Raw genomic sequence first — 11,554 nt, 5'->3', positions numbered from 1 at the left:
CCAGGGCCTGTCGGTGAAGGCCCAGCTCCTGCTGGACACTCGGGGGGCGGCCCCTACGGGGGCGGCGCACCGGTTGTGAAGAGGGGTGCGCGGGGTGCGGGAGCCAGGGGACTGCTGGCATGGGGCAAACAAGCGCCCCGGCCAAGCCACTTGGGCATGCGAAAAGGGCCCGGACACTCTCCTGAGTGGCCGGGCCCCTGCGCGTGCGGAGCGGGTTAGCGCCGGTGCTGCGAGTCCGCCACCGTCACCTCGACGCGCTGGAACTCCTTCAGCTCGCTGTAGCCGGTCGTGGCCATGGCCCGCCGCAGGGCGCCGAAGAGGTTCATCGAGCCGTCGGGCGTGTGGGACGGGCCCGTGAGGATCTCCTCCAGCGTGCCGACCGTGCCGAGGGCGACCTTCTTGCCGCGCGGCAGCTCCTCGTTCACCGCCTCCATGCCCCAGTGGTGGCCCTTGCCCGGACCGTCGGTCGCGCGGGCCAGCGGGGAGCCCATCATCACCGCGTCCGCGCCGCAGGCGATCGCCTTGGGCAGGTCGCCGGACCAGCCGACACCGCCGTCCGCGATCACGTGCACGTACCGGCCGCCGGACTCGTCCATGTAGTCGCGGCGGGCCGCGGCGACGTCGGCGACCGCCGTGGCCATGGGGACCTGGATGCCCAGCACGTTGCGCGTGGTGTGCGCGGCGCCGCCGCCGAAGCCGACCAGCACACCGGCCGCGCCGGTACGCATCAGGTGCAGGGCGGCGGTGTACGTGGCGCAACCGCCGACGATCACCGGGACGTCCAGCTCGTAGATGAACTGCTTCAGGTTCAGCGGCTCGTGCGAACCGGAGACGTGCTCGGCGGAGACCGTCGTGCCGCGGATGACGAAGATGTCCACGCCCGCGTCCACGACCGCCTTGGAGAACTGGGCGGTGCGCTGCGGGGAGAGCGCGGCGGCGGTGACGACGCCGGAGTCGCGGACCTCCTTGATGCGCTGCCCGATCAGCTCCTCCTTGATGGGGGCCGCGTAGATCTCCTGCAGGCGCCGGGTCGCCGTCTCCGCGTCGAGACCGGTGATCTCGTCGAGCAGCGGCTGCGGGTCCTCGTAGCGGGTCCACAGGCCTTCGAGGTTCAGCACGCCCAGGCCGCCGAGCTCGCCGATGCGGATGGCGGTGGCCGGGGAGACGACCGAGTCCATGGGAGCGGCCAGGAAGGGCAGCTCGAAGCGGTAGGCGTCGATCTGCCAGGCGATCGAGACCTCCTTCGGGTCCCGCGTACGGCGGCTGGGGACGACGGCGATGTCGTCGAAGGCGTACGCCCGGCGGCCGCGCTTGCCGCGCCCGATCTCGATCTCAGTCACGTTGGTGGCCTTTCCCTGATGCGTTTCAGCGTCTTCCAGTATCGCCGACGGGCACGCCGAGGGCGGCCCCGGATGCTCCGGGGCCGCCCTCGGGAGGCCTGGCCGCTACTTGCGGCTGTAGTTCGGCGCCTCGACCGTCATCTGGATGTCGTGCGGGTGGCTCTCCTTCAGGCCCGCCGACGTGATGCGGACGAAGCGGCCCTTGGACTCCATCTCCTCGATGGTGGCCGCGCCCACGTAGCCCATGGTCTGGCGCAGACCGCCGACGAGCTGGTGCAGCACGTTGGCCAGCGGGCCGCGGTAGGGCACCTGGCCCTCGATGCCCTCGGGCACGAGCTTGTCGTCGGAGGCGACCTCGGCCTGGAAGTAGCGGTCCTTCGAGTAGGACCGGCCCTGGCCGCGGGACTGCATCGCACCGAGCGAGCCCATGCCGCGGTACGACTTGAACTGCTTGCCGTTGATGAACTGCAGCTCGCCCGGCGACTCCTCGCAGCCCGCGAGGAGGCTGCCCAGCATCACCGTGTCGGCACCGGCGGCCAGGGCCTTGCCGATGTCGCCGGAGTACTGCAGACCGCCGTCGCCGATCAGCGGGATGCCGGCCGGGCGGGCCGCCAGGGACGCCTCGTAGATGGCGGTGACCTGCGGGACGCCGATACCGGCGACCACGCGGGTGGTGCAGATGGAGCCGGGTCCGACACCGACCTTGATGCCGTCGACACCGGCGTCGATCAGCGCCTGGGCGCCGTCGCGCGTGGCGACGTTGCCGCCGATCACGTCGACGTTCACACTCGACTTGATCTTCGACATCCAGCTGAGGGCGTTGCTGTTGTGGCCGTGCGAGGTGTCGACGACCAGGAAGTCCACACCGGCCGCGGCGAGCGCCTGGGCCCGCTCCAGGGCCTCGGGGCTGGCGCCCACGGCGGCGCCGACGATCAGCCGGCCCTCCGCGTCCTTGGCCGCGTTGGGGTACTGCTCGGCCTTGACGAAGTCCTTGACCGTGATCAGGCCCTTGAGGATGCCCGCGTCGTCGACCAGCGGCAGCTTCTCGATCTTGTGGCGGCGCAGCAGTTCCATGGCGTCGGGGCCGGAGATCCCGACCTTGCCGGTCACCAGGGGCATGGGGGTCATGACCTCGCGCACCTGACGGGTGCGGTCGTTCTCGAAGGCCATGTCGCGGTTGGTGACGATGCCGAGCAGCTTGCCGTTGCCGTCGGTGACGGGGACGCCGCTGATGCGGAACTTGGCGCACAGCGCGTCGGCCTCGCCGAGCGTGGCGTCCGGGTGCACCGTGATCGGGTCGGTGACCATGCCGGACTCGGACCGCTTCACCAGGTCGACCTGGTTGACCTGGTCCTCGATGGACAGGTTGCGGTGCAGGACGCCGACGCCGCCCTGGCGGGCCATCGCGATCGCCATGCGCGACTCGGTGACCTTGTCCATGGCGGCGGACAGCAGCGGGATGTTCACCCGGACGTTGCGGGAGATGCGGGACGAGGTGTCGACCGCGTTGGGGAGCACTTCCGATGCACCCGGCAGCAGCAGCACGTCGTCGTAGGTCAGCCCGAGTGTCGCGAATTTACCGGGCACTCCGTCGACGTTGGCAGTCATGACACCTTCCCCAAATGGCCTTGATCGGTGCGGATGTCCATGCTAACGGGAAGCAGCACTGTCTCATTCCACGGTTCCGGCCCGCACCGGGCTTCGTATGTTCCTACGGAAGCGGCGCACCGCCTGTTCAACGAAGGGCTGTCGCAGGCCTACTGCTCGGCCAGCGCCCGCAGCCTGCTCAGCGCCCTGTGCTGCGCCACCCGGACGGCGCCGGGTGACATTCCCAACATCTGGCCGGTCTCCTCGGCCGTCAGCCCCACCGCGATCCGCAGCAGCAGCAGCTCCCGCTGGTTCTCGGGCAGGTTGGCCAGGAGTTTCTTGGCCCATTCCGCGTCGCTGCTGAGCAGGGCGCGCTCCTCCGGCCCCAGGGAGTCGTCGGGCCGCTCGGGCATCTCGTCGGAGGGGACCGCCGTCGAACCGGGGTGGCGCATCGCGGCGCGCTGCAGGTCGGCGACCTTGTGGGCGGCGATGGCGAAGACGAACGCCTCGAAGGGGCGCCCGGTGTCCCGGTAGCGCGGCAGGGCGAGGAGCACGGCCACGCAGACCTCCTGGGCGAGGTCCTCCACGAAGTGCCGGGCGTCGCCCGGGAGGCGGGACAGCCGGGTGCGGCAGTAGCGCAGCGCCAGGGGGTGGACGTGGGCGAGCAGGTCGTGCGTGGCCTGCTCGTCTCCGTCGACGGCGCGGTGGACGAGCGCGCCGATCGCCCCTTGGGCATGGACCGCCTCGTCGTCGCGCATCGGTCCATGGTGCCCTGCGGCCTCCGGGTCCGCGGCACCGCGCCCGTTGTTGTGCACCGAAGCGTTATGAGCAGGTGCGCCGGAACTCATCCCCTGCGCCCTCCCCTTCCGCTCGACCGACTCGTCCCCGAGGAACTCCACACCCTCAAGGATGCGGCATCCGCGGCGAAACGAGCAGCGGGCACCGGGCGGACCCCCGGTCCACCCCCGCCCACCTGGCGTTCCACGCCTTCACCGCGATCGCTGCGGCCCGCCGGGCCGCTGCCGGGACCTGCCGTTCGGATCGTCCCGGGGACGAGGACCCTCGCCCGCGTCCGCCCGGGTTCCCGACCTCGCCCGGGCCGGCGAAGGAGACCCCCATCGGCGCTGCCGTCGGCCACCGGCTCCCGCACGCGCGGGTGCGGCTCGCGCGGGGGCATCCGCGTGCCCCCGCTCTCCGGCGCGGGCCGGAGGCCGCGTGTCGAAGCCGGCCCGATCCAAACGACAGGCCCTAGCGCACCAGACCCCATCGGAAGCCGAGCGCCACGGCGTGGGCCCGGTCCGAGGCGCCCAGCTTCTTGAACAGGCGCCGGGCGTGCGTCTTGACCGTGTCCTCGGAGAGGAAGAGCTCGCGGCCGATCTCCGCGTTCGAGCGGCCGTGGCTCATGCCTTCGAGCACCTGGATCTCGCGCGCGGTGAGCGTGGGAGCGGCGCCCATCTCGGCCGAGCGCAGCCGGCGCGGGGCGAGCCGCCAGGTGGGATCGGCCAGGGCCTGCGTCACCGTGGCCCGGAGCTCCGCGCGGGAGGCGTCCTTGTGCAGGTAGCCGCGGGCCCCGGCCGCGACCGCGAGGGCCACGCCGTCCAGGTCCTCGGCGACGGTGAGCATGATGATGCGCGCACCGGGGTCGGCGGACAACAGCCGCCGGACCGTCTCGACGCCGCCCAGTCCGGGCATGCGTACGTCCATCAGAATCAGGTCCGAGCGGTCGGCCCCCCAGCGGCGGAGGACTTCCTCGCCGTTGGCCGCCGTCGTCACGCGCTCGACGCCGGGCACGGTCGCGACCGCGCGGCGGAGCGCCTCTCGGGCAAGCGGGGAGTCGTCGCAGACGAGGACGGAAGTCATGGCCGCCCTCCGCAGCTGATGCGCGTCACCTTGAGCCTCCAGGCTGGTACGAAATCGTCACCTGTGCGGTCGACCGTCTCGGACGCCTGCCCGAGCGCTTGTTCCTTCAACCGCCTCGCACTCTCAACGACGGTCACTCGAAAGAGTTACGGGGCCGGCTGCCATCTTCGGCACTCTACGTGAGGGCACGGACACGGTGCAGATATGCGCTCCACACCCTCGAACTTTCATCACAACCTATGCCCCATTCAGACCCATTTCTTCCGCTTTGGCGGTGTCTGGAGCTAGATTCGCAATGAGTCATATTTTCATCTCCTTAGATCGTAGTTGTACGGTCGTGGACACCGGATCCGCCAAGAACGGCTACAAGGGGTCACGTAATGGCAGATTTCTCCCGCCTTCCCGGACCGAACGCGGACCTGTGGGACTGGCAGCTGCTGGCTGCCTGTCGCGGGGTGGACAGCTCGCTCTTCTTCCATCCGGAGGGCGAACGCGGTGCGGCTCGGAGTGCTCGTGAGAACTCGGCCAAAGAGGTCTGCATGCGCTGCCCGGTGCGCGCCGAGTGCGCCGCCCACGCGCTGGCGGTGCGAGAGCCGTACGGCGTGTGGGGCGGGCTGACCGAGGACGAGCGTGAAGAGCTGATGGGGCGGGCGCGCAACCGGCTGGTGTCGGCGACGACATCAGGCGGGCACACCGCCTCGAACAACTGAAGGAACGTTTCTGCTCAAAGGCACGCGCATGCGTGCCGTTGGTTTTTGGCGCGCGTGCCACCGGTTCCCGCGTGGCTAGCGGCGGGCGGCCCGGGCCAGCTGGTCGAGCGTGGCCGCCACCGCGGGGACCTGCGCGAGGTCGGGCAGCGTGAGCGCGACGATCTCCCGCCGCACCGCCGGCTCCAGCGTCACGGTGCGCGCACCCCGCGGCCGTACGGACTCGACGGCCAGCTGGGGCAGTACGGCCACGCCCAGGCCGGCGCCGACCAGGCCGACCACCGCCGGGTAGTCGTCGGTGGCGAAGTCGATGCGCGGGGTGAAGCCGGCCGCCGCGCACACCTCGACCAGCTGACCGCGACAGCGCGGGCAGCCCGCGATCCACGGCTCCTCGGCGAGTTCGCCGATGGCGACCGACTCCGCGCCCGCGAGCCGGTGGCGTTCCGGCACGAGCGCCACGAGCCGGTCCGACAGCAGCCGCCGTACGACGAGGTCGTCCCACTCTTCCGCGCCCGCGGCGCCCTCGTAGCGGAAGGCGAGGGCCACGTCGCAGTCGCCCTCGCGCAGCAGGCCCACGGAGGCCGGGGGCTCGGCCTCCTCCAGGGAGACACGGGTGCCGGGGTGGGCCCGGCGCAGGGCGGCGAGGGCGGTGGGGACGAGCGTGGAGCTGCCGCTGGGGAAGGAGACGAGCCGGACCCGGCCCGCACGCAGCCCCGCGATGGCGGCGACCTCCTCCTCCGCGGCGGTGAGCCCGGCGAGGATCCCGGCGGCGTGCCGCACCAGGGCCTCACCGGCCTGGGTCAGGCGCATCTCCCGCCCGGTGCGGATCAGCAGGGGGGTGCCGACGGACGTTTCCAGCGCCTTCATCTGCTGGCTGACGGCGGGCTGGGTGCAGCCCAGCTCCCGTCCCGCGGCGGAGAAGGAACCGGTGGCCGCGACGGCGCGCAGGACACGGAGATGACGTGCTTCGATCACCCTTCGAGGATAAGCGACGATAAGCGAGGCTTTGGATCTCCTCCGAATAATGCGTCGACGCTTTGGGGCCGGGTCCCCTACCGTGCGGGCATGAAGCTTCTGTCGGTGAATCTGGGACGTGCCAAGGCTGTGCCGTACACGGACAACCCGGAGGGGGTCACGGGGATCGACAAGCGGCCGGTGGCGGGGCCGGTGCGGGTGGCTGCGCCGGGGCCCAAGGGCGTCGGCGGGAGCGGGCTCGCCGGGGACGCGGTGTGCAAGCTGGAGCACCACGGCGGCGACGACCAGGCGGTGTACGCGATGGCGCGCGAGGACCTCGACGCCTGGGAGCGCGAGCTGGGCCGGACCCTGGCCGACGGCGCGTTCGGCGAGAACCTCACCACGGCGGGCCTCGACGTCTGCGGCGCGCGGATCGGCGAGCGCTGGCGGATCGGCCCCGAGGTGGTGCTGGAAGTGACCTGCGGGCGCATTCCGTGCCGCACGTTCCAGGGCCATCTGGGCGAAAAGGGCTGGGTGAAGAGGTTCACGCAGCGGGGCGCGCCCGGGGCGTATCTGCGGGTGATCGAGCCGGGCGAGATCCGGGCCGGCGACGCGATCGAGGTCGTGCACCGTCCCGGCCACGACGTGACGGTCGCCCTGCAGTTCCGGGCGGTGACGACCGAGCGGACGCTGCTGCCCCGGCTGCTGGCGGCGGGCGAGGCGCTGCACCCGGAGGCGCTGCGGGCGGCGCGGGAGTACGCCGAGAAGTACGGGAGCTGACAGCCGCTCACCGGGCCCGTCTCCACGGACCCTTCACCGGGGACGGGCCCGCGGGCAAGCGGATGCACGTAGGCCAGGTCACTACCCTTCTGCCATGACAACGGCTCTGATTACGGGATCGACGGCAGGCATCGGGGCCGCGTTCGCGCGGCGACTGGCGGCCGACGGGCACAACCTGGTGCTGGTCGCGCGCGACACCAGACGGCTGCGGGAACAGGCGACCGAACTGCACGACCGGCACGGCATCGAGGCGGAGGTGCTGACGGCCGACCTCGCCGGGGACAAGGGCATCGAGGCGGTGGCCGACCGCCTGGGCGACCGCAGGAACCCGGTCGACCTGCTGGTCAACAACGCCGGTTTCGCCAACAAGGGGCGCTATCTCGACGTCCCCATGGCCGACGAGCTGCGGATGCTGAAGGTGCACTGCGAGGCGGTGCTGCGGCTGACGTCGGCGGCGACACAGGCCATGCGCGAGCGGGGCCGCGGCGGTGTCGTCAACGTCGCCTCGGTGGCCGCGTTCGTGCCGCGCGGCACCTACGGCGCGTCCAAGGCGTGGGTCGTGCAGTTCACCCAGGGCGTGGCCCGCGACCTGGCCGGCAGCGGCGTACGCCTGATGGCGCTGTGCCCCGGCTTCGTCCGCACCGAGTTCCACGAGCGGGCCGGCATGGGCACGGACAACATCCCGGGCTGGATGTGGCTCGACGCGGACAAGCTGGTGGCGGCGGCCCTGCACGACCTGGCCCGCGGCAAGACGCTGTCCATCCCGGACCCGCGCTACAAGGCCCTGATGGGGGCGGCGAAGCTGGTGCCGCGGGGGATGCTGGGGGCGGTGTCGTCCAGGACGGGGCGGAAGTACGGGCCGCAGTAGGCCGGTCACGGCCACCGGTCGCCCGAACGCGTCGACCGCCGACGATGAGCGCCGACGACGAGCGCCGAGCGCCGACGACGAGCGGTACGGCATCGGGCTCGGCTCCGAGGGGGGTGGCCGGGCGGTCGTCCCTGCCCGCCTCGAAGGCGAGGGCCCCGGTCGAGACGGGAACGCCGGAAGCCGGGAGGCGGCGCCCGGCCCGCGTGGGGACAATGGTGCTGTTCAGCCGGACCCAGGGGGGCCGGAGGTGGGACGCGTCATGACCTTCGTACAGCTCATCGAATGCAGGACCAGCCGGCTCGACGAGATGAACCGGCTGATGGACCGGTGGGTCGAGCAGACCAGGGGGAAGCGGACCGCGACGCACAGTGTGGTGGCGAAGGACCGGTCCGACGCCTCACACATCGTGGAGATCGTGGAGTTCCCGTCGTACGAGGACGCGATGCGCAACTCCGGGCTCCCGGAGACCGACCGGATCTTCCAGGAGATGGTGGCGCTCTGCGACGGGACGCCGACGTTCACGGACCTCGACGTGGTGCGGGACGAGCAGCTCTACGCGGCCACCGCGCGCCGCTTCTTCGAGCTGGCGCCCGGGCGGGGTGACGCACCGCCCTTCAACGACGTGTTCACCGAGGACTACCACGACCACGACCCCGCCAACGTGCAGGACGTCATCGGACTGGACGCGGTGCGGCGGGAGGTGGAGGTCTGGCGCGGCGGGTTCGACTTCTCCTTCACGATCGAGGACCAGATGGCGCAGGGCGACCGGGTGTGCACCCGGTGGACCTTCCACGGACGTCACACGGGCGAGTTCCTCGGCATCCCGCCGACCGGCGAGGACGTCACCATGACCGGGACGACCGTCCACCGCTGCACGCCGGACGGCAAGCTCGCCGAGGGGTGGTGGCAGTACGACCGGCTGGGGCTGATGCAGCAGCTGGGGGCGCTGGAGCCCACCGAGCTGTGACACGAGCGGAGTGACGCGGCGGACCGGGACCCGTACGGACCACGGCCGTCGCCGGCGGCTAGTCGCCTCCGCCGCCCCCTCCGCCGCCGTCCCCACCGCCGCCGTCGCCGCTCCCGCCCCCGTCGCCTCCGTCGCCGCCGTCGCTGCCCCAGCCGTCGCCGCCGCCCGGTTCGTTGTCGTCGCGGTCGCGGCCCAGGTTGCTGAACCAGGGGCGGTCCCAGAGGTCCTCCTCCGTCTCCCGGCGGCGTCTCACCGCGCGGAACCTGGCCAGGCCCGTGGTGTCGCCGAGCCCGAAGGACACGGCGACCGCGTGGGCCATGACGGCGTCCAGGGGGTCGGCGCTCTCGTGGTGCACCTCGGCCAGCGGCAGCAGTACCGAGCCGGGCGGCGGGCCGGGCCACCGGGAGGGGCGGGTCAGCAGCGCGACCCGCTGCTCGTCGCGCAGCAGCCACGAGCTGTCGGCCTTCTCGCGGCGCAGCGTCCAGACCCGGTCGGGCAGGCGGATCTCGACCTTGCTCTTGGACTTGCGCGCCTTCTTGCGCAGTTCGAGCCGTGCGCTGAGGTCGCCGACGTGCATGACCAGGCCGCCCGACCGGTCGGAGCTGTCGGGGCGGTAGCCGTACGGTGCCCGCAGGCGTACGACGGGGGCGTGCGGACCCCAGACGTCCACGCGTACCGAGCGCCGGTCCACGGCGACGGTCACCGGCCCGGCGGGACCGGGCGCGTGGCGGCGCGCGATCCACAACGGCACGCCCTCCGCCTGGGCCCGCGCGGCGAGAGCGGCCACGTGGTCCGGCCCCCCGCACCGGCGTACCGCCAGTTCGCCCAGGGCCTGGGCGAAGTCGGCGGCGTGACGGGTCCTCAGGGGAGTGGTGGTGCCGGTCACGCGGGTGACCGGGACGAGGCCGGGGCCCTGCGGCAGCGCCCCGAGGGGGCGTTCGGTGCCCCCGCCGCCGAGCCAGCGGTCCCGCAGGAACGCCTCTGCCATGGCGGCGAGGTTCAGTTCGTCCAGCGGGGTCCTTCTGCCGCCCCGGTGGAGTCCGTCCTCGGAGAGCCGCACCGTTCGCGCGAACGGGTTGCGGGACCGTTCCCCGTACAGCGCCTGGTCCATTCCTGCCCCCCTGATGATCCGACTGCTGGAGGGGTAGACCGTTTCCGGCCCCGGCGCGGTTCCCGGGCCGGGGGGGCCGGCACGGCGAAGGCCCGGCACCTCCTCTTCGGGGGTGCCGGGCCTTCGCTCGGGCTCGGGCGGGCCGACGCCGTCAGCCCTCAGCCGACATGCCTCAGTGGGCGTGGCCGTGGCCGTGGCCCGCGGCGGCCGGCTCCTCCTCTTCCTTCTTCTCGACGACCAGGGTCTCGGTCGTGAGGAGCAGGGAGGCGATGGAGGCGGCGTTCTCCAGGGCGGAGCGGGTGACCTTGACCGGGTCGATGACGCCGGCCTTGATCAGGTCGCCGTACTCGCCGGTGGCGGCGTTGTAGCCGTTGCCCTTGTCGAGCTCGGCCACCTTGGAGACGATGACGTAGCCCTCCAGGCCGGCGTTCTCGGCGATCCAGCGCAGCGGCTCGACGGCGGCCTTGCGGACCACGGAGACACCGGTGGCCTCGTCGCCGGTCTTGTCGAGGTTGCCCTCCAGGACCTTGACGGCGTGGACCAGGGCGGAGCCACCACCGGAGACGATGCCCTCCTCGACCGCGGCGCGGGTCGCGGAGATGGCGTCCTCCAGACGGTGCTTGCGCTCCTTGAGCTCGACCTCGGTGGCGGCACCCACGCGGATGACGCACACCCCGCCGGCCAGCTTCGCGAGGCGCTCCTGGAGCTTCTCGCGGTCCCAGTCGGAGTCCGTGGTCTCGATCTCGGCCTTGATCTGGGCGACGCGGCCCTGCACGTCTTCCTTGTTGCCGGCGCCGTCGACGATGGTGGTGTCGTCCTTGGTGACGGTGACGCGGCGGGCGGAGCCGAGGACGTCCAGGCCGACCTGGTCGAGCTTGAGGCCGACCTCCTCGGAGACGACCGTGGCGCCCGTGAGGACGGCCATGTCCTGCAGCATCGCCTTGCGGCGGTCGCCGAAGCCGGGGGCCTTCACCGCGACGGCGTTGAACGTGCCGCGGATCTTGTTGACGACCAGGGTCGACAGGGCCTCGCCCTCGACGTCCTCGGCGATGATCAGCAGCGGCTTGGAGGCGTTGGCCTGGATGACCTTCTCCAGCAGCGGCAGGAGGTCCGCGATGGCGGAGATCTTGCCCTGCGTGATGAGGATGTGGGGGTCGTCCAGGACGGCTTCCATGCGCTCCTGGTCCGTCACGAAGTACGGCGACAGGTAGCCCTTGTCGAAGGCCATGCCCTCGGTGAAGTCCAGCTCCAGGCCGAAGGTGTTGGACTCCTCGACGGTGATGACACCGTCCTTGCCGACCTTGTCCATCGCCTCGGCGATGAGCTCGCCGACCTGCTGGTCCTGGGCGGACAGCGCGGCGACGGCGGCGATGTCGGACT

The 11,554-nt window shown here is 71.9% G+C and carries 11 protein-coding genes; 4 read left to right on the top strand and 7 right to left on the bottom strand.

The window, feature by feature from the left end:
* Positions 1-215: 215 nt before the first annotated feature.
* From RIN80_RS21370 to RIN80_RS21355, 4 genes are all read right to left on the bottom strand, one after another.
* The gene (locus RIN80_RS21370; RefSeq protein ID WP_309097240.1) at positions 216-1,340 is read right to left on the bottom strand and encodes a GuaB3 family IMP dehydrogenase-related protein; all 1,125 of its coding nucleotides are present in this window, start codon (positions 1,338-1,340) and stop codon (positions 216-218) included.
* 105 nt (positions 1,341-1,445) lie between these two features.
* On the bottom strand, positions 1,446-2,948 hold the full coding sequence (gene guaB, locus RIN80_RS21365; RefSeq protein WP_309097239.1) for an IMP dehydrogenase: 1,503 nt from the start codon (positions 2,946-2,948) through the stop codon (positions 1,446-1,448).
* Between the two features lie 149 nt (positions 2,949-3,097).
* On the bottom strand, positions 3,098-3,685 hold the full coding sequence (locus RIN80_RS21360; RefSeq protein ID WP_030233658.1) for a sigma-70 family RNA polymerase sigma factor: 588 nt from the start codon (positions 3,683-3,685) through the stop codon (positions 3,098-3,100).
* A 490-nt stretch (positions 3,686-4,175) separates the two neighbouring features.
* Positions 4,176-4,787, bottom strand: a complete 612-nt coding sequence (locus tag RIN80_RS21355) for a response regulator transcription factor (RefSeq protein WP_003948568.1) — start codon at positions 4,785-4,787, stop codon at positions 4,176-4,178.
* A gap of 380 nt (positions 4,788-5,167) precedes the next feature.
* On the opposite strand from RIN80_RS21355, the gene RIN80_RS21350 reads away from it, so the two are divergent.
* A complete protein-coding gene (locus RIN80_RS21350; RefSeq protein WP_309097238.1) occupies positions 5,168-5,497 on the top strand; it encodes a WhiB family transcriptional regulator in 330 nt (109 codons plus the stop codon).
* 75 nt (positions 5,498-5,572) lie between these two features.
* Here the strand turns inward: RIN80_RS21350 and RIN80_RS21345 are convergent, their stop codons facing one another.
* Positions 5,573-6,469, bottom strand: coding sequence for a LysR family transcriptional regulator (locus RIN80_RS21345; protein ID WP_309097237.1), 897 nt, complete (start codon positions 6,467-6,469; stop codon positions 5,573-5,575).
* 90 nt (positions 6,470-6,559) lie between these two features.
* On the opposite strand from RIN80_RS21345, the gene RIN80_RS21340 reads away from it, so the two are divergent.
* From RIN80_RS21340 to RIN80_RS21330, 3 genes are all read left to right on the top strand, one after another.
* Positions 6,560-7,228: an MOSC domain-containing protein gene (locus RIN80_RS21340; protein WP_309097236.1), complete on the top strand. Its 669-nt coding sequence runs from the start codon at positions 6,560-6,562 to the stop codon at positions 7,226-7,228.
* Positions 7,229-7,322: 94 nt separating this feature from the next.
* Entirely contained in the window at positions 7,323-8,096 is a 774-nt protein-coding gene (locus RIN80_RS21335) for an SDR family oxidoreductase (RefSeq protein ID WP_309097235.1), read from the top strand.
* Positions 8,097-8,355: 259 nt separating this feature from the next.
* A complete protein-coding gene (locus RIN80_RS21330; protein WP_309097234.1) occupies positions 8,356-9,063 on the top strand; it encodes an ester cyclase in 708 nt (235 codons plus the stop codon).
* Positions 9,064-9,121: 58 nt separating this feature from the next.
* Here RIN80_RS21330 and RIN80_RS21325 read toward each other — a convergent pair whose 3' ends face one another.
* Together RIN80_RS21325 and groL are read right to left on the bottom strand one after the other, a co-directional pair.
* Complete coding sequence (locus RIN80_RS21325; protein ID WP_309097233.1) at positions 9,122-10,174, bottom strand: hypothetical protein; 1,053 nt, start codon at positions 10,172-10,174, stop codon at positions 9,122-9,124.
* 172 nt (positions 10,175-10,346) lie between these two features.
* On the bottom strand, positions 10,347-11,554 hold a 1,208-nt coding region (gene groL / locus RIN80_RS21320; protein ID WP_309097232.1), incomplete at its 5' end, for a chaperonin GroEL.

This window comes from Streptomyces sp. (assembly GCF_031181705.1).
GTDB lineage: Bacteria > Actinomycetota > Actinomycetes > Streptomycetales > Streptomycetaceae > Streptomyces.
This window is presented reverse-complemented; position numbering and strand designations above follow the sequence as displayed.